This is a genomic window from Xenorhabdus sp. BG5 (genome assembly GCF_015163665.1).
Taxonomy (GTDB): Bacteria; Pseudomonadota; Gammaproteobacteria; order Enterobacterales; family Enterobacteriaceae; genus Xenorhabdus.
The window spans coordinates 1-23,338 of sequence record NZ_JADEUG010000013.1; the positions used below are offsets into that span (position 1 = coordinate 1).

Sequence of the window (23,338 nt, forward strand, 5' to 3'; positions counted from 1 at the left end):
AATCGAACCACCGACACGGGGATTTTCAATCCCCTGCTCTACCGACTGAGCTATCCGGGCTAACGGGGCGCATTAAACCGTATTCAGCCCAATCCGTCAAACACTTTCTGCGAAAAAACCACGAAAACTGATTGTTTGCTGTGTTTTTATACCAATTCAGTGTGGTTATTCAGCTAATACCGTTTTTTATTAACTTAACGCCCCATTTTTTCGGCATTTTGCGATGGTTAGAATATCTTGAGCCAGAATTTTCGCAGTGATCACATCTTCAAGGTTTCTTTTCACTAATAGCTTACTAAGGCACCCCTCAAGGATAAGTTCCATCTGTTGAGCGACTTGCTTGCTGTCGTCAATATCAAGTTGTTGTAATAATTCTTCCGTGTAATGGAAAGAGTTCTGTTTTTGTAATTCTGCTAATTGGTGGATTGGATGGTTAGCGTCAGGAAATGCGCCGCAAGCCGCAATAAACAGGCAGCCTGGGTAACGTTGTTCTTGTACTTTTTCTTTGAGAGCGTCGTAGCGTGCCAGTAATTTTTGCTCAGGGCTTAGGGCTTCATCCAACAGGGTTTGACGCTGCCAGACTTCAATTTGTTGGCTGTGGTGGCGCAGGCAATCGTAGAGTAAGGCTTCACGATCAGGCCAAAAATGTTTTATATGACTGATATCAATATCGAGAGGGGTTAAAAGCGTCTCCAGTGTCGCTGACAGGCCATGTTGCTCTAATAAGTTCAGGGCATGGCTAAGCACATATTCACGTTGCACGGTGGCTCTCCTTCCAGATTATTTTTGTTGTCGATGTTGTAATTGCTGTACATGCTGGTTAAAACGCTGAGCATCCATGAATCCATTGACTCGCTCATCGGTTAGCTCTTTTCCCTTATCGAAAAATAAGATAGTGGGGAGTCCCAGCACTTGCAGTTTTTGCAACAATTCTTTTTGTTTTGGGGTGTTATCCGTGACATCTGCCTGTAACAAGAGGAATTGACTTAATTGTGCCTGTACTTTTGGATCACTGAAAGTATATTTTTCAAACTCCTTGCAGGCGACACACCAGTCAGCATAGAGATCCAACATAATCGGGCGATGATGATTTTCAGCCAGAATTTGACTTAACTCTTGCCAATCAGAAACTTGTTTAAACTGTAAAGTGGCTTTTTGTTGTTCTGCCGCAGGGCTTCCCCATACCCAATCTTGTAAAGGACGTGAAGCAATAAGTGCCAAAGCCAGCGAGATAACTTGTAAGGTCCGCACCCAGCCGTTTTTGCTGTTTAAGGTTAATGCGAATGCCCAACCAAGGAAAGAAACTGCCAGTAGACTCCATAATCTTATACCCCACGTGTCACCCAGTACGCGTTCCAGCAGGAAAACTGGCAGAGCCAATATGATAAATCCGAAAGCTTCCTTGACGTATTGCATCCACGGGCCACTGCGTGGCAGGAGTTTGTGACCAAATAGCGTGACTGCAATAAGCGGTAAGCCCATTCCCAAGGCGTAGAGGTACAAGGTCAAGCCGCCGACCAATGTATTACCACTTTGGGCGATATAAAGCAAAATAGCACTGAGTGGTGCGGTAGTGCAGGGAGAGGCGATTAACCCGGCTAAGGCTCCCATCAAGAATACGCCAATGTAAGAGCCGCTTTGCTGTTGGTTGCTCCAATCCACGAGGCGAGTTTGGAGCGAAGAAGGAAGTTGTAATGTATATAGCCCAAACATGGATAAGGCGAGCAAAATAAACAGCACTGACAGCCCTACGAGGATGTAAGGATTTTGCAGGGCAGCCTGAAATTGCAAGCCAGCCGCTGCGACGACTAAACCAAGTATTGTGTAAGTGAGCGCCATTCCCTGAACGTAACTCATGGCGAGCCAAAAGATCCGTTTCAGGCTTTCAGGACGTTTTTGACCCAAAATAATGCTGGAAATCAGCGGATACATAGGCAGTATGCAGGGAGTAAAAGCAATACCAATGCCAATTAATAACGCCCAGAGTGGCGAAAATGGTACATCATGGGATTCGGATGGTATATCTCCCTGTTGCAGAGGTGTTTGTAAGGCGTCTTCTTTATTTGCAGTTATGTTGGTGGATGCCGCGGTTTTATTGCCTGATAGGGTGGAAGCAGCAACGGCTTGCAAAGGTACGCTTAAGGTTTCAGGTGGATAACAATAACCCGCTTCTGCACATCCTTGATATGTGACCTGGAGAGCACCGTTGTTGGTGGCAGACAGAATGGGAATATCAATCCGTGCCGATTGAAAATAGACTTCTGTCTTACCAAAAAACTCATCTTCATGATCGACGCCTTTGGCGTATGAAATTTCACCCAATGATACTTCTTGATTGGGAATGATATTGAACTGTTTTCGGTAAAGGTAATAACCGGGTTTGATATCCCAGCTTAGCGTGAGTTTATTTCCTTGTTGCTGAAAATCAAACATGAATGCCTGATCAGCAGGAAGGTAGAGACTTCTCCCTGGTTGCTCAAACAGTGCGCTAGCTTTGTTAGGCGACAGAGCGATACTACTGAACAGTAGAAGCAACATAAGAATACGTTTCATCATAAGATAATCTTTAGCCTGCCTGTATCGTGGGTTTGATTCCTAATATTAAGACAATGCAGAGTTTTTTACAGGAAAAGATGTGTCAGGAAGATTTCAGGGGCTGGCACGCCCCTGGAATAAATCGAAATTGTGAAGTTACAGGATAATACCACCAAACAGAAAACCGAATGTGACCGCCAATACAACGGCAAGAGTACCCGGAATAAAGAATGGATGGTTGAAGACAAAACGCCCAATACGGGTGGTTCCGGTATCATCCATCTGTACGGCTGCAACCAGTGTCGGATAAGTTGGCAGGATAAACAGGCCAGACACTGCGGAGAAAGACGCGATCGCCGTTAATGGCGTGACACTCAGAGCCAGAGCCATTGGCATCAATGCCTTAGCTGTTGCTGCTTGTGAATAGAGCAAGGCTGAACAGAAGAAGAAGATAACTGCCAGCAGCCAGGGTTGGGCATGAATCAAACTACCCGCGGTTTCTTTGATCCAGTCGAGATTAGCTTGTACAAAAGTATCCCCCAACCATGCAACCCCTAAGATACAGATACATGCGCTCATACCTGCTTTGAAAGTGCTTGAGTTCAGGATGGCATCGGTATCGACGGAGCAAATGATGGTGGTGAGCGTAGCGACACTGAGCATGATGATCAAAATCGCATTGGTGGTGTTCATCAGAGGTTTTTCAACCAGCCCGACACTTGGGCTATTAATAATCGCATAAATGACAACACCAACAACACCGAGCAGGAACAACAGAACAGAGCATTTTGCTTTGGGTTTGATTTGAATCTGGCTGGCACCACGCATTTCTATCAAGCCTTCTTCAAGGCGTTTTTGGTAAACAGGATCATTTGACAGTTTGGCATCAAAAAGCCATGAAATAATGAATGACATGAGGATGATGGCACAAAATGTTGAAGGCAGTAATACCATTAACAGATGGATATAGCTGATGCCTTGTCCTTCCATAATCGATGCCATATAAACAACCGCCGCAGAAATAGGTGAAGCAGTGATCCCGATCTGGGCAGCGACAACGGCAGTAGAAAGTGGACGACAGGGTTTTATGCCTTGCTCTTTGGCCACTTCTGTAATAACAGGCAATGTTGCCAGTGAGATATTCCCCGTACCTGCAAATAGCGTCAGAAAATAAGTGACGATAGGTGCAAGAACTGTGATGTATTTGGGGTTCTTGCGCAGTAATTTTTCAGTTTGTTGAACGAGATAATCTAGTCCCCCAGCCACTTGCATGGCGGATATCGCAGCAATGACGGCCATGATAATTGAAATCACGTCAAATGGAATACTGCCTGGTTTAACACCGATGGCGGCGAGGACGAGAACACCAATCCCACCAGCAAAACCAATACCTATTCCCCCTAGTCGTGCCCCCAAAAAAATGGCCAGCAGAACAATAACCAATTCTACGGCTAACATGTTAAATACTCCTTCATTTATTTAGTATTATGAAAATCTATGGTTAATAGTTTGTGTTTGCAGAAAATTAAAAAGGCACGCTTCCGGTTGGAATAGCGTGCCTTAATAATTAAGACGAACTCGTTATTATAATCATTTAATTAGTCATCAAAACGTTTTGCTTTATAAGTTGGATGTTTTAGGTTCTCAACGGAGAAAATATCATCTAATTCAGCTTCGGTCAGTAAACCGCGCTCAAGCACGACTTCACGGACACTTTTGCCTGTTTCAGCACAGATCTTACCCACGATATCACCATTGTGGTGACCAATAAATGGGTTCAGATAAGTCACGATCCCGATGGAGTTGAATACGAAGTTTTCACAAACTTCTTTATTGGCAGTAATGCCGCTGACACATTTTTCAACTAAATTACGGCATGCGTTGTTCAGGATAGACATAGATTCAAACATAGCCTGACCAATCGCTGGTTCCATGACGTTAAGCTGTAACTGGCCTGCTTCTGCTGCCATAGTGACACAGATATCGTTACCGATGACTTTGAAGCAAACCTGGTTAACCACTTCGGGCACCACAGGGTTAACTTTCGCTGGCATGATGGAAGAACCCGCCTGCAATTCTGGCAGATTAATCTCATTCAGGCCAGCACGAGGGCCGGAAGAGAGCAGACGCAAGTCGTTGCAAATCTTGGACAGCTTAACGGCCAGACGCTTCAACGCGCTGTGAACCATGACGTAAGCGCCACAGTCAGAAGTGGCTTCTATCAAATCTTCTGCTGGTTGGCAAGGCAATCCTGTGACTTCGGCCAATTTTTCAACGACTAGCTTTTGGTAACCTGGTGCAGTATTCAAGCCAGTACCGATAGCGGTAGCGCCAAGGTTCACTTCTAACAGTAGCTCTGCCGTGCGAGTAATGTTTTTGATCTCTTCTTTCAACAGTACAGAAAAAGCACGGAATTCTTGGCCCAGAGTCATGGGAACCGCGTCTTGCAGCTGAGTACGACCCATTTTCAGGATGTCATCGAATTCAACGCCTTTTTTGTCAAAGCCCTCTTTCAGCAATTCAATGGAATCAATTAAGTGCATCAGAGAGTTATAAACAGCAATTCGGAAGCCGGTAGGATAAGCATCATTGGTTGACTGGCTTCTGTTCAGGTGATCATTTGGGTTCAGGTACTCATATTCACCTTTTTGATGTCCCATCAACTCAAGGCCGATATTTGCCAGCACCTCATTCGTGTTCATGTTCAGTGAAGTACCGGCGCCGCCCTGAAAGACATCAACAGGGAATTGATCCATACAGTTGCCTTTAATGAGAACTTCATCACATGCTTTGACAATGATATCTGCCACTTTTCCAGAAATAGTATGGAGTTCTTTATTTGCCAGTGCCGCGGCTTTCTTCACCATCACCATGCCACGGATGAATTCAGGCACACTGTTGATAGTACGGTCACTGATATAAAAGTTTTCAATCGCACGTAGAGTGTGAATACCGTAGTAGGCTTCAGCAGGAACTTCTCGTTTACCTAACAGGTCTTCTTCGATACGAATGTTGTTTGACATGAGAACCTTCTTAAAATTGGATACGTTTTTTGACTGTTCTATTACGTGTTTGTTGATAAATAATGTTGCCGATAACAAATTCCCTGATATTAGACACTTATCATGAAATTGCTGGCGCGATCATATGTGGATTTGTAGGAAATGCCTTGAACCTGGATCACTTTATGGTGCTATTTTATTGATGAAATAACATATGTGTGACTAAGGTCACGATTACGGAGGGAGAAAGTTGAGAGTTTGAAGTATTGAAAACGGTCACGATTATCCCCACATGTGTTATCTAACACCATATTATGTGATCTAACCCGATATTAGGTGTCACACAGAGTGTGAATGATCGAATAGTGTGAACCCTCAATAATAATGAAAGGAGAACCACGTGCGTTGGCTCCCACTTATCCTTATATGCCTTCTGGTTTACATCGAGTCCGTCCTGTTTGTTCGGATTGCCTCTGAAATTGGGGTCTTGTTGACTCTGCTATTGGTTATCCTGACGTCTTGTCTTGGTGTATCCCTTGTGCGTAATCAAGGCATCAAGAATTTTATCTCTATGCAGCAAAAGATTACCGTCGGTGAGAGTCCTGCGGAAGAAGCAGTTAAAAGTGTTTCTCTGGTCATCGCTGGATTTTTACTGATATTGCCCGGTTTCTTCACCGATTTTCTTGGATTACTGTTGTTATTGTCTCCTGTACAGAAAGTGCTGACAGCGAAGTTATTGCCTCATATTCAGTTTTACCGCCCGAATACTTTTTATGGTTCTGGTAATAACGGTAATCATCATGGCGGTTATGGTCAGAGCGGGCAGACTTTTGAGGGAGAATATGAGCGCAGGCAAGATGGCGCTTCCCGTATCTCGGATGACCAAAAATCCGCAGAGCAAAAGCATTATGGTGAGTCTGACAGTGAGCGCAATAAGAAATGATTGCCGTTACGCTGGCTGAGATTTCAGAGAGTAAGAAAAAAGTAAAATATTTTTGTTACTCACCCTTGAAGTCATGATCTCAAGCCCCAATTTGTAGCTTCATGATACTGGTTCTACTGGGTTCTAGTATCAATCCTCTTACCTGATATGGACTTTATTTATAGGAGATCTATCAATGAAAATTCGTCCATTACATGACCGTGTTATCATCAAGCGTACAGAAGTTGAATCAAAATCTGCTGGCGGTATTGTTTTGACGGGCTCTGCTGCGGGCAAATCTACCCGTGGAAAAATTTTGGCAGTCGGCAATGGTCGCATCCTCGAAAATGGGGAAGTGAAGGCGCTGGACGTAAAAGTGGGTGATACCGTTATTTTTAATGAAGGTTACGGCGTTAAAACAGAAAAGATCGATAATGAAGAAGTATTGATCATGTCTGAAAGCGACATTCTGGCAATTGTTGAAGCGTAATTGAGAATCTTATTACGCTTAGATCTTCTTAATTGAACGAATTTAAAGGAAAGACACAATGGCAGCTAAAGACGTAAAATTTGGTAATGACGCTCGCAGCAAAATGCTACGCGGTGTGAATGTACTGGCTGATGCAGTTAAAGTGACTCTGGGTCCTAAAGGCCGTAATGTAGTTTTGGATAAATCTTTCGGTGCGCCTGTCATCACTAAAGACGGTGTATCTGTAGCACGTGAAATCGAATTGGAAGACAAATTCGAGAACATGGGTGCTCAGATGGTTAAAGAAGTCGCTTCTAAAGCTAATGATGCGGCAGGTGATGGTACCACCACAGCAACCGTATTGGCCCAAGCTATCGTCACCGAAGGTCTGAAAGCTGTTGCTGCTGGCATGAACCCAATGGATCTGAAACGCGGTATCGATAAAGCCGTTATTTCTGCTGTTGATGAGCTGAAAAAACTGTCCGTACCTTGCTCTGATTCCACTGCTATTGCACAGGTTGGTACTATCTCTGCAAACTCCGACGAAACCGTAGGTAAACTGATCGCAGAAGCGATGGACAAAGTCGGTAAAGAAGGTGTAATCACCGTTGAAGAAGGTACTGGCCTGGAAGACGAACTGGATGTTGTTGAAGGTATGCAGTTTGACCGTGGTTACCTGTCTCCTTATTTCATCAACAAACCAGAAGCGGGTTCTGTTGAACTGGAAAACCCATATATCCTGCTGGTTGACAAGAAAATCTCCAACATCCGTGAACTGCTGCCCGTTCTAGAAGGTGTCGCTAAGGCAAGCAAACCTTTGATGATCATCGCCGAAGATGTTGAAGGTGAAGCACTGGCAACGCTGGTTGTTAACAACATGCGTGGTATCGTGAAAGTTGCTGCGGTTAAAGCACCTGGCTTCGGTGATCGCCGTAAAGCCATGCTGCAAGATATCGCTATCCTGACCAACGGTACTGTTATCTCTGAAGAGATTGGTCTGGAGCTGGAAAAAGCGACTCTGGAAGATCTGGGCCAGGCAAAACGTGTTGTTATTAACAAAGACACCACAACTATCATTGATGGGGTAGGTGAAGAAAGCGCAATCGCTGCACGTGTTACTCAGATCCGTCAGCAAATCGAAGAATCTACTTCTGATTATGACCGTGAAAAACTGCAAGAGCGTGTTGCTAAACTGGCAGGCGGTGTTGCTGTAATCAAAGTAGGTGCAGCAACTGAAGTTGAAATGAAAGAAAAACGCGCTCGCGTTGACGATGCACTGCACGCAACTCGTGCAGCTGTAGAAGAAGGTGTTGTTGCTGGTGGTGGTGTTGCTCTGGTTCGTGTTGCTAGCGCAATCTCTAACCTGACTGGTGACAACGAAGATCAGAACGTTGGTATCCGTGTTGCACTGCGTGCAATGGAAGCGGCAATGCGTCAGATCGTAGACAACGCAGGTGAAGAACCTTCTGTTGTTGTGAACAACGTGAAAGCAGGTGAAGGCAACTACGGTTATAACGCTGCAACTGAGCAGTACGGCGATATGATCGAAATGGGTATCCTGGATCCAACTAAAGTAACCCGTTCTGCACTGCAATTCGCAGCTTCTATCGCTGGTTTGATGATCACTACCGAAGCAATGGTGACTGAACTGCCTAAAGATGATAAAGCTGACTTAGGTGCTGCTGGTGGAATGGGCGGCATGGGTGGAATGGGCGGCATGATGTAATGCTGTTCATCCTGATGATGGCATTGCCCATCCGCTAGGATAAGCCTTTAAAGGCGAGCAGGGAAAACTTGCTCGCCTTTTTATTGTTCCTATAACTAATGAGGGAAGTTATGCGAATTAAAATTTTGTTTGGTGTGTCAGTACTACTGCTGGCAGGGTGCACAACAACTCATCAATTAACCTCCGCGGGTGCTAATGTGCGTTTTGTGGACACTCAACCAGGTAATGAATGCCAAAGGTTAGGCGAAGTGACTGGCACTCAAAGCAACTGGCTCAATGGCGTTAGCAATGAGAGCAGTTCTATGCGTAGCGCAGCCAATGACTTACGTAATAAAGCGGCTGAAATGGGCGGCAATGTTATTTATGGGATAAATAGTCCATCAGAGGGATTATTGGCAAGCTTTGTCCCTCTCGACAGTAAAATGGTTGGCCAGGTCTATAAGTGTCCCTAGGTATTAATAGATGAGGTTAGTGAGAAAGTGGTTTGGGCAATGCCCAGAAAGAATGTATCGAAACATCAAGATTTGCGTATACATTCAGTTTCTGTGCGCTGCCCATTTAGAAGAACTCAATAATGATGGAATTAACCTAATCAGTTATCGATTGGCATAGGCGTTATCACTAGTTTTGTACTAGCCCTAAATCCAGTGGGGTTTTACTTGGTTCTCCACCAATTTCTCTGGTCAGGCTAGGAACCAGATAACCGGATACTTTAGTCAATAATTCTCGCATGATAGCTTTTGCCTCTTCATCGTCCACGAGAAAATGTGCAGCACCTTGAACTTTATCCAGAACGTGAATGTAGTAAGGTAATATGCCTGCATCAAAGAGCGCATTACTTAAGTTAGCCAAAGTCTCTGCATTATTATTGACATCACGTAACATCACACTTTGATTCAGCAGTGTCACTCCAGCTTGTTTTAGTCGCATCATACTGGTGCGGAATGCATTATCAATTTCATTTGCATGGTTGATATGGGTCACCATGATCACCTGCAAACGAGTTTGTGCTAAACGATGACACAGTGAAAGTGTGATTCGATCAGGGATCACAACCGGCAAACGCGTATGGATACGTAACCGTTTAATGTGTGGAATAGATTCAAGGCGGCTGATTAACCAGTCCAGTTCATGATCCTTAGCCATTAATGGATCACCACCAGAGAAGATAATTTCGTCGAGCTCAGGGTGTTGTTCAATATAATCCAGAGCAAGCAGCCAATTGTTTTTATTCCCTTTATTGTCCCCATAAGGGAAATGGCGACGAAAACAATAGCGACAATTAACCGCACAGCCCCCTTTAACCAATAGCAGGGCTCGATTGTGATATTTATGCAATAGACCTGGAACAACATTGCGTTGTTCATCCAACGGATCAGTGGTGAAACCAGGGGATATAGCAAACTCTTCCCGTGCGGTCAGGACTTGTAATAGAAGAGGATCACGGGGATCGCCCTTTTTCATTCGTGTTACAAATGCTCTTGGCACACGCAGAGGAAATAGGCGCTTTGCTTCATTGCCTTCTTGCAGCTTCGTATGTGTGTTTAAGGATAATAGTTGCAACAACTCATTGGGATCAGTAATAACATCCGCGAGTTGTTGTAGCCAGACTTCTCTGATGGGGTGAATATGGGTTATAATGTGTGCCATTTTTTGGCTAAGCCATTTTGTTAAAAATTAGAGGATCTCCATGGCTACTTATAGTACCAATGAATTCCGTTCAGGTCTTAAAATCATGTTAGATGGCGAGCCGTGCGCTATTCTTGACAGTGAATTTGTTAAACCAGGTAAAGGACAAGCATTTGCTCGTGTTCGTATTCGTAAACTGATCTCTGGTAAACTGCTAGAAAAAACTTTTAAATCAACAGATTCTGTTGAAAGTGCAGATGTCATGGATGTCAACCTGACTTATTTGTACAACGACGGTGAATTCTGGCATTTCATGAACAACGAAACTTTCGAGCAGTTGGCTGCGGATGAGAAAGCCGTTGGTGATAATGCAAAATGGCTGATCGATCAGGCAGAATGTATTCTGACTCTGTGGGATGGCCGTCCTATCGCTGTAACTCCACCAAACTTTGTTGAACTGGAAATCGTTGATACTGATCCAGGTCTGAAAGGTGATACTGCGGGTACGGGTGGTAAACCTGCAACCTTGAGCACCGGCGCTGTCGTTAAAGTCCCTCTGTTTGTCCAGATCGGCGAAGTGATCAAAGTTGACACTCGTTCTGGCGAATACGTTTCTCGCGTGAAATAATCGCGTTTGCTATTCTAAAAAAACCGCAGTCTCTTCGTCCAGAGGTTGCGGTTTTTTTTGTTATAACTCCTTGGGTAGTCTCATTGCGGCTATTAAATCGGATAGCTATAATCCAATTTCATTTCTTCTCGTTATCCTGGACGACCTGGATAAACGTCATCTCATCGGGGACGGCCCCACTTGTCATCATATAAAGGAAAAGACATGTCTTGGTTGATCCTTCTTATTGCTGGTTTGTTGGAAGTCGTGTGGGCGGTAGGCCTAAAATATACCCACGGTTTTTCACGCTGGGGACCGAGTTTAATTACGATCAGCGCGATGGTGGTCAGTATGGGGTTACTGGCCTATGCCATGAAAAATCTACCGGCAGGAACTGCCTATGCAGTGTGGACAGGTATTGGCGCGGTAGGTACGGCGGTTTTCGGCATCATGGTGCTGGGGGAATCTGCAAGTTTCGCTCGGATATTGAGCCTTTGCCTGATTGTGATTGGCATTATTGGCTTAAAGTTAGCGAGCTGATTACTTATAAATAAACCCAGCATAGTGCTGGGTTTATAATTATTTCTTTTCATAACGCGAAGGCCATATTTCTTCTGGCGTGCGTCCCAGCGCTGCTGCAATAAGACGCTCGCCTTTTGGCCAGTGTCGTTGCAATGCATTGGCAAGAGTTGATGACGCCAGCCCCGCTGCTCGCGATACTTCTGACAGTGTTGTTCCGCGTTTCTTCAATTCAGCAATGATGTCAGCAGGATGCCAGTCTTTTTTTTCCATCCTTAAACTCTCCAGTTATCAATAATCTTTTCGATTAAAAAGTAAGTGAGTATTCAGTAGACTATAAGTCACACATCATAGCATAAGTCACGCTGAAACGTGACTTATAGTCCGTGGTCGGATAAGTAACATGAATCGATACTTATCGGATGAAAAAATCGAACAACATCAGATCGCTGTTTGGTCAAAGAATTAGGTATCTCAGGAGAGAAGCTGGGATGTCACAAGAGGCTTTTGCCGATAAGTGTGGACTAGATCGCACTTATGTCAGTGGCATTGAGCGAGGTGTCAGGAACCCTACCTTGGAAATTATTTATGTAATAGCAAATGGACTACAGATTGAACTTAATGAATTGTTCGATTTTGGAGCAATACACCCTCCTCGTTAAAACTAACCATCAAGGGAATGATATAAATATTTTTCTATAAATATAAATTCAGCAATCAAGCTTCTAATTTCTTCATCTTCTTTCTTTTAATTGCAAAGCCGCAGCCAATAAGGCTGCGGAGTGAAAGGATCACGTTCTCTGGTCATTCAGACTGAACGTTATAGACTATTTTTGGATATGATATTTATTTTTGTCATATTATAGGCGGTGCTTGCTGAGATTCGGTAAGAAAATGCGCTTTAATTAGATATTCGCTGGAAACGAGATGATATTAGCGATCTCTGAACTTGTGATTGGGGCGATTGTTGGTGTGGTTATCAGTACTACCGGTGTTGGTGGTGGCGTGATCGTTTTGCCGATCCTGACCTATTTTTTTGGATTAGATGCATTAGCTTCTGTCGCAACGGCTAATCTTCTTTCAATGTTGATGAAGATATCATCTTCTTATATGCACTTTCGCATGGGAAATATTCCCTTACGCCAATCTTTGATTATTCTGCTGATCATGATACCCGGTACGGTATTCGCCAGTTATGGCGTCACAATATTGGGTGATTTCAGCCATAATCGGGTACAGCTTGAATGGGGAATTAATTTACTGGTTTTATTGGCTATTTTGTTTTCTCTTTATCTTTTTTACCACCGAATACGTCATCCACAGTTACACATGAACCCAACACAACCACAACGCCAGGTTAGGTTGATTAAGCCTCTCTTACTGCCTGGTACGGGGGCGGGATTAGTGCTTGGTGCGACAGGGGTTGGTGGTGGTGTCGTAGTATTGCCACTGCTACTACGCTATGGGCAAATGAGTATTAAACAAGCGATTGGTGTTTCTCTCTTTATTACGATGATGTTGTCGGGTTCATCTGCTTTTGCTTATGGAGGACATACGGATTGGAAACTGGCGTTGGAGCTATTTGTTGGTTCTTTGCTGGCTATACCTTTTGCCAGATATTTGATAAAGCATTTGTCTGACAAGGTGCTGCAATATGCCACATTATTCTTGATCTTATGTAGTGCCGTGTTGATGGGTATCCGGTTAATTTGACAGAAATTTCCCTGGCTATTGAGGCAGAAAGACAGCCTCAATAGCCAAAGAAGAACAAAAAATAATAATATCTATCAGTAAGTGGTTTCACCAATATTTTTCAAAGCATCAATCACTAATTGCCAGAATTTGGCGTGATCCAATTTGACAGCAACTTGCGTATGGCAATCTTCGGGAGGGGGGAAACGGAAATCCGCAACGGTCATTCCAGTGGTTAAGGCGCCCGTGAGTTCAATATCAACGGGGACTTTTTGCGTCGTCATAACATCAGGATCGATCACATAGGCGACAGCACAGGGATCATGCACAGGAGGATAGCCAAACCCTTGATGCTCACGATATCTGTCACCATAAAATTTCAGTGCATCCAGAACGAACTGGGCGGAACGTGTTTTAATCTGGGCAATTGCTTCGATAATTTCAGGGGTTGCTTGCGCTTGGTGAGTAAGATCTAAACCAACCATCGTCAGCGGCCATTTTTCATTAAAAACAATGTGGGCAGCTTCTGGATCGATCACAATATTGAATTCTGCAACTGCGCTTCTGTTTCCTTTATGATAACCCCCTCCCATTAATACAATTTCTTTTACACGCTCAACAAGTTGTGGTGCTTTGCGTGCAGCCATAGCGATATTCGTCAAACCCGCAGTTGGCACCAAAGTCACACTTTTGGGTGGATTTTCCATAATCACATCAATAATGAGATCAACAGCGTGGCGTTCATCCAGTTTCATATTAGGTTCAGGAAGAATAGGGCCATCCAGACCCGTTTCGCCATGAATGTCTGGGGCGGTATTGATCTCCCGAACCAGTGGACGGTGGCAACCTGCTGCGAAAGGAACGTTATGAATATTAGCGATGCGTGCAACGCAAAGCGCATTGCGGGTGACTTTATTCAGGGTTTGATTACCAACAACTGTCGTTACAGCCAACAATTCAATATTGGGGCTCCCGTGGGCAAGCAGGAGAGCAATGGCATCATCATGCCCAGGATCGCAGTCAAGAATAATTTTCTTGGGTAGCATATTTATTCCTTTCCAGTGATTATGACCTTCATTTCTCAAGTTGCTGTTTTGTCGGCCACAACTCGAAACCGATTAAGTACATATGTAAATATTTACATTCAGGATAATTTACTAACAGAAAAAATTCCTTCCGACTACATCACAAAATGAAAATGTAAAAATTACAATTTGTTAATAAATGTTTTAATAATTGTGATTTGATTAACATGAAAACAACAAATGATTTGAGCATTTCAAGCACATATGATTCATATATATATCAGACATGAAATGCATGGATGTCTATTTTTATTAGTTTATTAACTTATTAATATTTTGTTCTTTATTGTTTTGTTAATACACATGAACAACTAATGTTCAAAAAATGTGATAAGCACCCCTGATAAAAGGAATAGCAAGGTTACACCATCAGGGGATAAGCAGATGCTCATGGGGTATAACATGAATAATAAACTTGATTCATTAACATATTATACGGCGACGAAAAAATATGATCTTCGTTTTCCAATGCTGACAGAAGATTTGGATGTTGATGTCGTTATCATTGGTGGAGGTTTTTCCGGTATCAATACGGCATTAGAACTGGCAGAAAAAGGCATTACCAATATCGCTATTTTGGAAAGCCGAACTTTGGGATATGGCGGTACAGGTCGTAATGGTGGACAGGTGATGACGGGTATTGGTCATGATTTGGATAAGATTAAACGCCATGTGGGTAAAAAAGGCCTGGAAACTATATTTAAAATCAGTAACTTGGGTGCTGGGATTATCCGTGATCGAATTGCCAAATATGATATTCAGGCTGACTTTTGCCAAGGCTATGCCTATCTTGGCTGGAATTCTCGACATGATAAAACCCTGCATAGTTGGTTACAGGAATTTCGTTCGGCTTCCCCTGATGAAGAAATTGAGCTTTATACCGGTGCAGATGTTAAAAAAATCATTGGCTCAGACCGTTATACCAGTGCATTAAAACATATGGGGGGCGGGCATGTGCATTCACTCAACTTACTGCTGGGAGAAGCCAAAGCTGTCACTGAATATGGCGTCAAAATTTTCGAAAACAGTCAGGTTGTGAGCGTAGAGTATGGTCCCAGGGTTACAGTACGTACAGTAACGGGATCAGTTCGCGCCAGTAAGATGCTGTGGGCATGTAATGCCTTTTTGGATGGGCTCGAACCGACTATTTATAGAAAGACGATCAATACTTATGCTTTTCAATTGATGACAGAAGAATTGTCGGACGATTTGATTGAAAAGATCAGCCCAATTCGTGGGGCATACAGTGATATTAGTCCGGTCATTGATTACTACCGTGTTACCAAAGAAAATCGCCTATTATATGGCAGCGCGACACACTTTATTGAATATATACCTTCCGATTTAAAAGCATGGAACCGCAATCTTATGCTCAAGACTTTCCCTTACTTGAAAGATGTGGAGATAGAATTGGCATGGGGCGGGCCATTATGTTGCAGCGCTAACCTGTTTCCGCAAATGGGTTCTCTGCCTAATCATAACAATGTGTTTTATGTTCAAGGCTATTCGGGGTTTGGTGTAACGCCAAGCCACATCATCTGCAAAATTCTGGCTGAGGGAATGAGCGAAGGCTCAGAGCGTTATTCGCTACTCAGTTCGATTCCACACCTCGATATTATCGGGAAAGAAAAACTGAGAAATGTATTGCTCTCTGTCGGTAAGACCTGGCACCAAACTTCAGGTTACTGGAAAGGGCGTCGTTAGTTTTTCTTTTTACATTTTTGGAACGGTCACAGTTAAAGGTAAAAGTCATGATAAAGCCATTATTGTTAGATAAAGCGCTTCCTGAATTAATGCCAATTGGCAGTGTCACTAATCTTGGTTCTGTTGTGGTGGAAGGTGATCCGCAGGCAAGCGTAGCCATGATCCACGGGGAACCATCGGATAATCTGACATGTGGTATTTTTGCCTGTACCAAGGGTAAATTTAAAATGATCTATCCCTTTGATGAAATGGCAACAGTGCATGAAGGTTCAGTGAAACTGACTGATGTCAAAACAGGGGTGATGGTTGAATATCATAAAGGTGATTCGTGGTTTGCGGCAAAAGGAAGTGATGTATTGTGGGAAATCACCAGCGAGCGTTTCGTCAAACATTATATGGCTTGTATAAATGGGCAATTGTCTGACTAGACAGAGGAAAAGGTGATGAGTGACATTCATTTGCTGGAGTCAGTGACAACTTTTTTGCAGCACTCTCATGGTCATTATATTAATGGAGTCCCTGTTCTTGGTCAGGAAAATGAAGCTTTCTCTGTTGTTAACCCGGCTTCTGGTGAAGTGATAGCTGCGGTCAATCAAGGAGGGGAGCACGAAGTTAATCAGGCAATGCAGGCGGCATCAGATGCTTTTCACGGTGCATGGGCACAGACTTCTCCTATGGAACGGGGGAATTGCCTGAATCGGTTGGCTGATCTATTACAAAAAAATAGTGAGGAGTTAGCACAACTGGAAAGTTTATGCTCCGGTAAACCGATTCAATTATCCCGTATGCTGGATGTAGGCGCATCAGCCGATTATTTACGCTATTTTGCCGGATGGTCAACTAAAATTACGGGTGAAACACTGAATGTTTCATTGCCATCGTTTAAAGGGGAAAAATATTCTGCATTCACGCGCCGTGAGCCTATCGGCGTCGTAGTTGGCATTATTCCGTGGAATTTTTCCATCATGATTGCGATCTGGAAATTGGGGGCGGCACTGGCCTGTGGCTGTACGATTGTGCTTAAACCCAGTGAATATACGCCCTTAACCCTACTTCGTGTGGCTGAACTGGCAAAAGAAGCGGGAATTCCAGATGGTGTGATCAATATCGTCAATGGGTTAGGTGCTCGCGTGGGTACTTCTCTCATTAATCACCCTCAATGTGCCAAAGTCACTTTTACAGGCTCCGTCCCAACAGGAATAAGCGTGGGGAAATTGGCCTTGGAGCAGGGGATGAAGCGCACAACACTGGAACTTGGCGGCAAAAACGCCGCGGCTTTTCTGGCTGATATGACAGTTGAAAAGATCGTTGATGGCATACTGGAAGCGGGATATGCGTATCAAGGGCAAATTTGTGCAGCCGCGGAGCGCTTTTATATTCCATCCGTTCACATGGATGCTGTTTTGGCATTACTTTCTGAACGCTTAGCTGCGATGAAAATTGGTTCTCCCCTTGATGAATCAACAGAAGTGGGGCCTCTGGCAAACGAAAAACATTACAAAAAAATTCTGTCCATGTTTGAAACTGCGCGTAAAGAGGGCAATGAAATTGTCTACGGAGGCTATGCTTTGGAGGGGCCGGGATTTTTTGTCGCACCAACAGTGATTAAAGCCAATAGTGTTAAAGATACATTAATGAACGAAGAGACGTTCGGGCCGATTGGTACTTTCCTCAGTTATGATGATGAGGAAGAGCTTATTACTATGATGAATGCGACCCCATTTGGGTTGTCTGCCAGCTTATGGACGAATGATATGAGCAAAGCGATGCGTATGACCCCTTGCATTAAAGCGGGCATGCTATGGATTAATATGCATACGTTTCTGGATCCTGCGGTTCCATTTGGAGGGATTAAATCTTCAGGAGTTGGCCGTGAGTTTGGCAGTGCATTCATAGAACATTATACGGAGCTGAAATCGGTCATGATGCGTTATTAATGGATGCGTTAATAATGTGTGCTGATTAATCAGCCTGATATTGAACTTTATCAACGGGAGCCTGACGATATTCATCTGGTTTATACCATCGATACTTAATACTGTGCGGGAAATGTTCTCCCGCCTCTTTTCTCTATCATGTTGCTTATCATCTCGGTGATTTACTTTCAACTTGTGATTAATTCGCTATCATATTTGGTATTGAGAATCATTATTGTTGTAGTGGGTGGCTGACTATGTTTAGCGAAAAGTGGAAGTTAAAGCCGTTTTTTTGCCAAAGCATGATGGGGTTTTGGGGATTGCTGTTATCCAGTCTGGTCACATCAGCACTGGTTGTATCAGTGCTGGAAATAGTCGGTGCAGGAATAGAACAATTTAAATTTATCATTCAAGGCGCCTTACTGCTGACACTTGTTCTGTTACTGCATCGTAATGCCCGTCATTTTCTATTGATACCTGCCGGCATTGCAGTGATATGCAGCTTGTTCGCCTGCTTGCGCTATTTGGGACATTAAGGAAGATTGGGGAAGAGAAGAAAAATGTAACAGTGGTGCGAAGGGGGGGACTTGAACCCCCACGTCCGTAAGGACACTAACACCTGAAGCTAGCGCGTCTACCAATTCCGCCACCCTCGCAGGTACTGTCATTTATCTAGTTTGTTTAATCGATAGCCATCTGATTTGGTGCGAAGGGGGGGACTTGAACCCCCACGTCCGTAAGAACACTAACACCTGAAGCTAGCGCGTCTACCAATTCCGCCACCCTCGCGTTAATCAGATACTATTACTTAAACGAATAGCATGGAGGCGCATTCTAGAGATTTTATGGCTGGCGTCAATCATTATTTAGGGAGAAAACGTATGATTGGTGTAAAAATCAGCATGTCGATATGTTTGGCAAGGGCAAAATGACATGCCGGAAAATAGAAATTGCCTGCCCGTTAAATTGGGGCAGGCAACACAGGGATTGCGTTTGCTACCCGAATTATTTCTTAGTTGCTTGATATACTTTGAATTTACCTGTTTGCGCAATAACTTGATGGCTGCCAAAGGCATTATCCAGCAGATTAGGATAAGGTAAGAAAGCGTTTGCAACGATCCGCAATTTACCGCCGGATTTCAGATAATTGGGTGCCATGCGGATCATATCTTCCGCCACCGCCAGGTTAGTTTTTAAGCCATCATGGAAAGGGGGATTAGAAATAATCCAGTCGAATTTTTCTTCAATGGCAGAATATACATTACTTGTGACGACATTGCCTTTCAGTTTATTAGCTTGCAGAGTTGCCTTACTGGATACGATGGCGGCAGCATTGACATCACTTAATGTCAGGGACAAATCCGGGTTCTTTTTACCCAGCACAGCTGCCAATACCCCAGCACCACAAGCCATATCCAACAGACTGCCAGAGATAGGGGCATCGAAAGTAGAAAGCAGCAGACGACTGCCGATATCCAAATCATCTTGGCTAAATACGCCGGGCAGCGTATTGACGGCGATATCTTCCACTTGATAGCTGTTCCACCAATTGTTTTGATCAAATTGAACCTGGTTTTTCAATTGACCATAAAACAGGCTGCAACGGCGTGCCGTGTCAATTTTGCGGAAAGTAGCGATGCCTTCCATTAACTTATCAACACTGCGTACACCACTACGGTTTTCACCCACAATAAAAATATCCGTACCGGGTGGCAAGATGGAAAACAGGTTGCGTAGTTGAAAACGTGCTTCTTGTTTGCTTTTTGACCAGTAATAAATCAGCGTATCACATCCTTTGATAAATGCGCTGTCCGCTACCAGGCCAAAGCAGGCATTATCACCAAGCTGGCGGATCAGGGATTGCCAGTGATGATATTGGTTAGTATGCACACGCACACTTGCAGCTTCGATTTCCGTTGCCAGGTTATCCTGAAGATCACCGGCAAAGAGCAGATTGCGAGAGCGAAATTGCTCATGATGGCGCAGGATAACTTCGCTGGCCGGGGTTAATACTGACATCTATGTATAGCTCCTTATAAATCTTTATCTGAATATCAATATCAGCGGGCAAGACTGACAGGCTGGTTGGCGCAGAGCTAAGCCCTCTGATAATATATTACCTGTTATTTTTTTATGGCAGATGGAATAAAACACGATGACAAAGCGTGACAGATTACTCTCCCGGTTGGGGATCACCCAATGGGTTTTGCGTAGCCCAATGGCTTTGCAAGGTGAATTATCTGTCCTCATCCCTGATTCAACCCGTCTACTGATCATCAGTCATGATCACATAGATTTAAGTCATTCATTGTTTGCTGATATTTTCACAGCCATGGGGATCGATGCCTCATCGGTATATTGCATCACGACAAAAGATGTTGAGCTACTTTCGGAATCAATCCACTGCCCAAGCTGGCTGCTGGGGGTTGATATTACCTTACCAGTACAAGGGATTTCTTTGAGAAGCCCGGCATTAAATGATTTATCTCTTGATGGGAATGCAAAACGTGCTCTTTGGCAACAAATTTACCATTATGAAGAATATTTCTCTATTAACTCCCGCTGATCTTCCCGCAGCATTTCAAATAGAACAGGTCAGCCATGCGTTCCCGTGGAGTGAAAAAACCTTTTACGCCAATCAGGGGGAACGTTATCTCAACTATAAGATAACGCAGAATGACCAGATTATCGGTTTTGCGATAACACAGTATGTCATGGATGAAGCAACACTATTTAATATCGCTATTCACCCTGAATATCAATCACGGGGCTATGGCAGGGCATTGTTGGCGCATCTCATCAACCTATTACCTGAAAAACAGATCAATACATTGTGGCTTGAAGTCAGACGCTCTAACCAGGCAGCCATTCGTTTATACGAAGAGATGGGTTTTAATGAAGTTTCCATCCGCAAGAATTATTACCCAACTACGGCAGGTAAGGAAGATGCCATTATTATGGCGTTGCCGTTGTTTGCAGTCGATTTGGGCAATAAGCCCAAAAATCACTGATTGTTTATAACGCCAAGTTCAGCCAAAATAAACGCCAATCACGATTAACACGACGGATTTGCAAGTGGGGCGCCAATCAGGAGGCGCTTTCCAAGTGATATCAATCCGCCTACGGACTAGAAGATTCTAATTGATGTCAAACTCTTCATTTCAGCAGGAAGTCGCGAAACGGCGCACTTTTGCAATCATTTCCCACCCGGATGCGGGTAAAACAACCATTACCGAAAAAGTATTACTGTTCGGACAGGCGATTCAGAAAGCGGGGACGGTAAAAGGTCGAGGCTCCAACCAACACGCTAAATCAGACTGGATGGAGATGGAAAAACAGCGTGGTATCTCTATCACCACCTCCGTAATGCAGTTTCCCTATTCTGACTGTTTGGTTAACTTACTGGATACCCCAGGGCACGAAGACTTCTCGGAAGATACTTACCGCACTTTAACAGCCGTTGACTGCTGTTTGATGGTCATTGACGCGGCGAAAGGGGTTGAGGATCGTACCCGTAAGTTGATGGAAGTGACTCGCCTGCGTGATACGCCGATCCTGACATTCATGAACAAGCTCGACCGTGATATTCGTGATCCAATGGAGCTCATGGATGAAGTGGAAAATGAGCTGAACATTGCCTGTAGCCCGATTACATGGCCAATCGGCTGTGGTAAATCCTTTAAAGGCGTCTATCACCTCTACTTTGATGAAACTTACCTGTACCAATCAGGTCAGGGACACACCATTCAGGACGTTCGCGCTATCAAAGGATTGGACAACCCTGAATTGGATACGGCAGTGGGTGAAGAGCTGGCGAATCAATTGCGCGAAGAGCTGGAACTTGTCAAAGGCGCATCCCATGAATTTGATCAGGAAGCCTTTTTACAGGGAGAATTAACACCCGTCTTCTTCGGTACTGCATTAGGTAACTTTGGTGTTGATCATATGTTGGATGGCCTGGTTAAATGGGCTCCAACCCCAATGCCGCGTCAGGCTAACGCACGTGAAGTGCCTGCCAGTGAAGAAAAATTCACCGGTTTTGTTTTCAAAATTCAGGCGAATATGGACCCGAAACACCGTGACCGTGTGGCATTTTTGCGGGTTGTTTCTGGTAAATATGAAAAAGGTATGAAACTGCGCCAAGTTCGCATTAAGAAAGATGTTGTCATTTCTGATGCACTGACCTTTATGGCAGGGGATCGTTCTCATGTCGAGCATGCCTATCCAGGGGACATTATCGGTCTGCACAATCATGGCACTATTCAGATTGGCGATACCTTCACTCAAGGTGAAGAGTTGAAGTTTACTGGCATCCCTAACTTTGCCCCTGAATTGTTCCGCCGTATTCGTCTGCGTGATCCGTTGAAGCAGAAACAGTTGCTGAAAGGTCTGGTGCAATTATCAGAAGAAGGTGCTGTACAGGTATTCCGCCCGCTGTCCAATAACGATCTGATCGTCGGTGCGGTAGGTGTGCTTCAGTTCGACGTAGTTGTTGCCCGTTTGAAAAGTGAATACAACGTTGAAGCGCTGTATGAGCCGGTTAATGTTTCTACGGCTCGCTGGGTAGAGTGCAACGATGCGAAGAAATTGGAAGATTTCAAGCGCAAAAATGAGCAGAACTTGGCTCTCGATGGTGGTGATAACTTAACTTACATTGCACCAACCATGGTTAATTTAAACTTGACCAGTGAGCGCTATCCTGATGTGTCTTTCCGCAAGACGCGGGAACATTAATTCCCTTTTTGGGCCAGCTATTCTGTTGGCCCTTATGATTTATTCTACCTGTATATTCTGTATTTCGTGCCAATAAAAGAATAATTCTCTGTGTTAATGAAAATATACGTTGTTTTTTGTAAATCTCATTTTATCGCTACTGGCTAATTGACATACTACCGCGGTGACAACTCTGGCTGAAATTAAAAAGGTGGTAGGATGAAAAATATTAAGTTTACACATTCACTACTGGCTGTTGTTCTAGGCTCAGTATTGACCAGTAGTGCTCTGGCTGCGGATCTTTCTGTGGGAAAAACATTGGAGAGTACAGGGCAAAAAATCGATAAATCTCTCGACAGTGCAGGGGGCAAAATTGATAACTCCTTGCAAAAAGCAGATGATTTTTTAGACGATAGTGCCATTACAGCAAAAGTGAAAGAAAAATTGCTGGAACATAAGGGCTTAAATAGTCATGACATTTCAGTGAAAACGGAAAAAGGCGTTGTCTATCTTTCCGGTTTTGTCAAAAACAAACATCAGGCGGCAAAGATAGTTAAGATTGTTCATGGAATAAAAGGCGTCAAATCAGTAAAAAGCACGATAGAGATTAAAAAGCAATCTTAATCTGAAAAAATAACAAACATTGAGAATAGAGTGGCTATTATCAGCCACTCTTTCTGTTTCTTTTCCTCAAATAATATCTTGTTAAGTGACGAGATTACTCATTCGCTGGCGGCATTCTGATAACTTGCTATTCTCATATCAATTTAACGATTGATGCTTTATTTCTTCACTTTTTATAAAAATGTTACAAGCAAG

24 protein-coding genes and 2 tRNA genes are annotated in these 23,338 nt (G+C 43.8%); 16 read left to right on the forward strand and 10 right to left on the reverse strand.

From position 1 onward, the window contains the following. Positions 1–189: 189 nt before the first annotated feature. From IQ209_RS08615 to aspA, 4 genes are all read right to left on the reverse strand, one after another. Positions 190–762, reverse strand: a complete 573-nt coding sequence (locus IQ209_RS08615) for a transcriptional regulator (RefSeq protein WP_193850865.1) — start codon at positions 760–762, stop codon at positions 190–192. Between the two features lie 18 nt (positions 763–780). Next, positions 781–2,556 carry a protein-disulfide reductase DsbD gene (locus IQ209_RS08620; protein ID WP_193850867.1) on the reverse strand — a complete coding sequence of 592 codons (1,776 nt, stop codon included), beginning with the start codon at positions 2,554–2,556 and terminating at the stop codon, positions 781–783. Positions 2,557–2,691: 135 nt separating this feature from the next. Then, positions 2,692–3,993 carry an anaerobic C4-dicarboxylate transporter gene (locus tag IQ209_RS08625; protein WP_193850869.1) on the reverse strand — a complete coding sequence of 434 codons (1,302 nt, stop codon included), beginning with the start codon at positions 3,991–3,993 and terminating at the stop codon, positions 2,692–2,694. Positions 3,994–4,133: 140 nt separating this feature from the next. Next, positions 4,134–5,558, reverse strand: coding sequence for an aspartate ammonia-lyase (gene aspA, locus IQ209_RS08630; RefSeq protein WP_193850871.1), 1,425 nt, complete (start codon positions 5,556–5,558; stop codon positions 4,134–4,136). 379 nt (positions 5,559–5,937) lie between these two features. Between aspA and IQ209_RS08635 the strand changes: the two genes are divergently transcribed. From IQ209_RS08635 to IQ209_RS08650, 4 genes are all read left to right on the forward strand, one after another. Then, positions 5,938–6,480, forward strand: a complete 543-nt coding sequence (locus tag IQ209_RS08635) for an FxsA family protein (RefSeq protein ID WP_193850874.1) — start codon at positions 5,938–5,940, stop codon at positions 6,478–6,480. Positions 6,481–6,655: 175 nt separating this feature from the next. Beyond that, positions 6,656–6,949, forward strand: coding sequence for a co-chaperone GroES (locus IQ209_RS08640; protein ID WP_193850876.1), 294 nt, complete (start codon positions 6,656–6,658; stop codon positions 6,947–6,949). 58 nt (positions 6,950–7,007) lie between these two features. After that, entirely contained in the window at positions 7,008–8,654 is a 1,647-nt protein-coding gene (gene groL / locus IQ209_RS08645; RefSeq protein WP_193850879.1) for a chaperonin GroEL, read from the forward strand. A gap of 110 nt (positions 8,655–8,764) precedes the next feature. Further along, complete coding sequence (locus tag IQ209_RS08650) at positions 8,765–9,106, forward strand: DUF4156 domain-containing protein (RefSeq protein WP_193850881.1); 342 nt, start codon at positions 8,765–8,767, stop codon at positions 9,104–9,106. A 169-nt stretch (positions 9,107–9,275) separates the two neighbouring features. On the opposite strand, the gene epmB is transcribed toward IQ209_RS08650, so the two are convergent. Further along, positions 9,276–10,304: an EF-P beta-lysylation protein EpmB gene (gene epmB / locus IQ209_RS08655; protein ID WP_193850883.1), complete on the reverse strand. Its 1,029-nt coding sequence runs from the start codon at positions 10,302–10,304 to the stop codon at positions 9,276–9,278. A 40-nt stretch (positions 10,305–10,344) separates the two neighbouring features. Here epmB and efp point away from each other — a divergent pair, with 40 nt between their 5' ends. Both efp and sugE read left to right on the forward strand, forming a co-directional pair. Continuing rightward, positions 10,345–10,911, forward strand: coding sequence for an elongation factor P (efp, locus tag IQ209_RS08660; protein ID WP_099133149.1), 567 nt, complete (start codon positions 10,345–10,347; stop codon positions 10,909–10,911). A 204-nt stretch (positions 10,912–11,115) separates the two neighbouring features. Further along, the gene (gene sugE / locus IQ209_RS08665) at positions 11,116–11,430 is read left to right on the forward strand and encodes a quaternary ammonium compound efflux SMR transporter SugE (RefSeq protein ID WP_193850886.1); all 315 of its coding nucleotides are present in this window, start codon (positions 11,116–11,118) and stop codon (positions 11,428–11,430) included. A 39-nt stretch (positions 11,431–11,469) separates the two neighbouring features. On the opposite strand, the gene IQ209_RS08670 is transcribed toward sugE, so the two are convergent. Further along, positions 11,470–11,682 carry a helix-turn-helix transcriptional regulator gene (locus tag IQ209_RS08670; protein ID WP_193850888.1) on the reverse strand — a complete coding sequence of 71 codons (213 nt, stop codon included), beginning with the start codon at positions 11,680–11,682 and terminating at the stop codon, positions 11,470–11,472. A 149-nt stretch (positions 11,683–11,831) separates the two neighbouring features. On the opposite strand from IQ209_RS08670, the gene IQ209_RS08675 reads away from it, so the two are divergent. After that, on the forward strand, positions 11,832–12,071 hold the full coding sequence (locus IQ209_RS08675) for a helix-turn-helix domain-containing protein (protein WP_193850890.1): 240 nt from the start codon (positions 11,832–11,834) through the stop codon (positions 12,069–12,071). Positions 12,072–12,339: 268 nt separating this feature from the next. Continuing rightward, positions 12,340–13,122: a sulfite exporter TauE/SafE family protein gene (locus IQ209_RS08680; RefSeq protein ID WP_193850996.1), complete on the forward strand. Its 783-nt coding sequence runs from the start codon at positions 12,340–12,342 to the stop codon at positions 13,120–13,122. Positions 13,123–13,196: 74 nt separating this feature from the next. On the opposite strand, the gene IQ209_RS08685 is transcribed toward IQ209_RS08680, so the two are convergent. Further along, positions 13,197–14,147, reverse strand: coding sequence for a nucleoside hydrolase (locus IQ209_RS08685; RefSeq protein WP_193850892.1), 951 nt, complete (start codon positions 14,145–14,147; stop codon positions 13,197–13,199). A gap of 441 nt (positions 14,148–14,588) precedes the next feature. Between IQ209_RS08685 and IQ209_RS08690 the strand changes: the two genes are divergently transcribed. The 4 genes from IQ209_RS08690 (at position 14,589) to IQ209_RS08705 (ending at position 18,342) form a co-directional block, all read left to right on the forward strand. Next, positions 14,589–15,890, forward strand: coding sequence for an FAD-binding oxidoreductase (locus IQ209_RS08690; RefSeq protein WP_193850894.1), 1,302 nt, complete (start codon positions 14,589–14,591; stop codon positions 15,888–15,890). A 47-nt stretch (positions 15,891–15,937) separates the two neighbouring features. Continuing rightward, complete coding sequence (locus IQ209_RS08695; protein ID WP_193850897.1) at positions 15,938–16,318, forward strand: cupin domain-containing protein; 381 nt, start codon at positions 15,938–15,940, stop codon at positions 16,316–16,318. Between the two features lie 15 nt (positions 16,319–16,333). After that, positions 16,334–17,827, forward strand: a complete 1,494-nt coding sequence (locus IQ209_RS08700; RefSeq protein WP_193850899.1) for an aldehyde dehydrogenase family protein — start codon at positions 16,334–16,336, stop codon at positions 17,825–17,827. A gap of 236 nt (positions 17,828–18,063) precedes the next feature. Continuing rightward, entirely contained in the window at positions 18,064–18,342 is a 279-nt protein-coding gene (locus IQ209_RS08705) for a DUF1435 family protein (protein ID WP_193850901.1), read from the forward strand. 33 nt (positions 18,343–18,375) lie between these two features. On the opposite strand, the gene IQ209_RS08710 is transcribed toward IQ209_RS08705, so the two are convergent. The 3 genes from IQ209_RS08710 to rsmC all read right to left on the reverse strand — a co-directional run bounded on the left by IQ209_RS08710 (position 18,376) and on the right by rsmC (position 19,825). Next, positions 18,376–18,462, reverse strand: a tRNA-Leu gene (locus IQ209_RS08710). Positions 18,463–18,508: 46 nt separating this feature from the next. Then, positions 18,509–18,595: transfer RNA gene (locus IQ209_RS08715), tRNA-Leu, on the reverse strand. A gap of 216 nt (positions 18,596–18,811) precedes the next feature. Beyond that, positions 18,812–19,825 (reverse strand): 16S rRNA (guanine(1207)-N(2))-methyltransferase RsmC, encoded by a 1,014-nt coding sequence (gene rsmC, locus IQ209_RS08720; RefSeq protein ID WP_193850904.1) that lies wholly within the window; start codon positions 19,823–19,825, stop codon positions 18,812–18,814. 136 nt (positions 19,826–19,961) lie between these two features. Between rsmC and IQ209_RS08725 the strand changes: the two genes are divergently transcribed. From IQ209_RS08725 to IQ209_RS08740, 4 genes are all read left to right on the forward strand, one after another. Further along, on the forward strand, positions 19,962–20,372 hold the full coding sequence (locus IQ209_RS08725) for a DNA polymerase III subunit psi (RefSeq protein ID WP_099133173.1): 411 nt from the start codon (positions 19,962–19,964) through the stop codon (positions 20,370–20,372). After that, positions 20,341–20,817 carry a ribosomal protein S18-alanine N-acetyltransferase gene (gene rimI, locus IQ209_RS08730; protein WP_193850906.1) on the forward strand — a complete coding sequence of 159 codons (477 nt, stop codon included), beginning with the start codon at positions 20,341–20,343 and terminating at the stop codon, positions 20,815–20,817. Before IQ209_RS08725 ends, rimI begins: the two co-directional genes overlap by 32 nt. 133 nt (positions 20,818–20,950) lie before the next feature. Next, positions 20,951–22,540: a peptide chain release factor 3 gene (gene prfC / locus IQ209_RS08735; protein ID WP_193850908.1), complete on the forward strand. Its 1,590-nt coding sequence runs from the start codon at positions 20,951–20,953 to the stop codon at positions 22,538–22,540. A gap of 198 nt (positions 22,541–22,738) precedes the next feature. Further along, positions 22,739–23,143, forward strand: coding sequence for a BON domain-containing protein (locus tag IQ209_RS08740; protein WP_193850911.1), 405 nt, complete (start codon positions 22,739–22,741; stop codon positions 23,141–23,143). Positions 23,144–23,338 lie beyond the last annotated feature (195 nt).

Excerpts from the sequence above, each read along its gene's own strand:
- IQ209_RS08740 (WP_193850911.1), top strand. The coding sequence starts at position 22,739 with ATGAAAAATATTAAGTTTACACATTCACTACTGGCTGTTGTTCTAGGC.
- epmB (WP_193850883.1), bottom strand. The coding sequence starts at position 10,304 with ATGGCACACATTATAACCCATATTCACCCCATCAGAGAAGTCTGGCTA.
- IQ209_RS08725 (WP_099133173.1), top strand. The coding sequence starts at position 19,962 with ATGACAAAGCGTGACAGATTACTCTCCCGGTTGGGGATCACCCAATGG.
- rimI (WP_193850906.1), top strand. The coding sequence starts at position 20,341 with ATGAAGAATATTTCTCTATTAACTCCCGCTGATCTTCCCGCAGCATTT.
- IQ209_RS08620 (WP_193850867.1), bottom strand. The coding sequence starts at position 2,556 with ATGATGAAACGTATTCTTATGTTGCTTCTACTGTTCAGTAGTATCGCT.
- efp (WP_099133149.1), top strand. The coding sequence starts at position 10,345 with ATGGCTACTTATAGTACCAATGAATTCCGTTCAGGTCTTAAAATCATG.
- IQ209_RS08640 (WP_193850876.1), top strand. The coding sequence starts at position 6,656 with ATGAAAATTCGTCCATTACATGACCGTGTTATCATCAAGCGTACAGAA.
- IQ209_RS08625 (WP_193850869.1), bottom strand. The coding sequence starts at position 3,993 with ATGTTAGCCGTAGAATTGGTTATTGTTCTGCTGGCCATTTTTTTGGGG.
- IQ209_RS08670 (WP_193850888.1), bottom strand. The coding sequence starts at position 11,682 with ATGGAAAAAAAAGACTGGCATCCTGCTGACATCATTGCTGAATTGAAG.
- rsmC (WP_193850904.1), bottom strand. The coding sequence starts at position 19,825 with ATGTCAGTATTAACCCCGGCCAGCGAAGTTATCCTGCGCCATCATGAG.
- IQ209_RS08650 (WP_193850881.1), top strand. The coding sequence starts at position 8,765 with ATGCGAATTAAAATTTTGTTTGGTGTGTCAGTACTACTGCTGGCAGGG.
- IQ209_RS08695 (WP_193850897.1), top strand. The coding sequence starts at position 15,938 with ATGATAAAGCCATTATTGTTAGATAAAGCGCTTCCTGAATTAATGCCA.
- IQ209_RS08685 (WP_193850892.1), bottom strand. The coding sequence starts at position 14,147 with ATGCTACCCAAGAAAATTATTCTTGACTGCGATCCTGGGCATGATGAT.
- prfC (WP_193850908.1), top strand. The coding sequence starts at position 20,951 with ATGTCAAACTCTTCATTTCAGCAGGAAGTCGCGAAACGGCGCACTTTT.
- groL (WP_193850879.1), top strand. The coding sequence starts at position 7,008 with ATGGCAGCTAAAGACGTAAAATTTGGTAATGACGCTCGCAGCAAAATG.
- sugE (WP_193850886.1), top strand. The coding sequence starts at position 11,116 with ATGTCTTGGTTGATCCTTCTTATTGCTGGTTTGTTGGAAGTCGTGTGG.
- aspA (WP_193850871.1), bottom strand. The coding sequence starts at position 5,558 with ATGTCAAACAACATTCGTATCGAAGAAGACCTGTTAGGTAAACGAGAA.
- IQ209_RS08690 (WP_193850894.1), top strand. The coding sequence starts at position 14,589 with ATGAATAATAAACTTGATTCATTAACATATTATACGGCGACGAAAAAA.
- IQ209_RS08700 (WP_193850899.1), top strand. The coding sequence starts at position 16,334 with ATGAGTGACATTCATTTGCTGGAGTCAGTGACAACTTTTTTGCAGCAC.
- IQ209_RS08705 (WP_193850901.1), top strand. The coding sequence starts at position 18,064 with ATGTTTAGCGAAAAGTGGAAGTTAAAGCCGTTTTTTTGCCAAAGCATG.
- IQ209_RS08675 (WP_193850890.1), top strand. The coding sequence starts at position 11,832 with ATGAAAAAATCGAACAACATCAGATCGCTGTTTGGTCAAAGAATTAGG.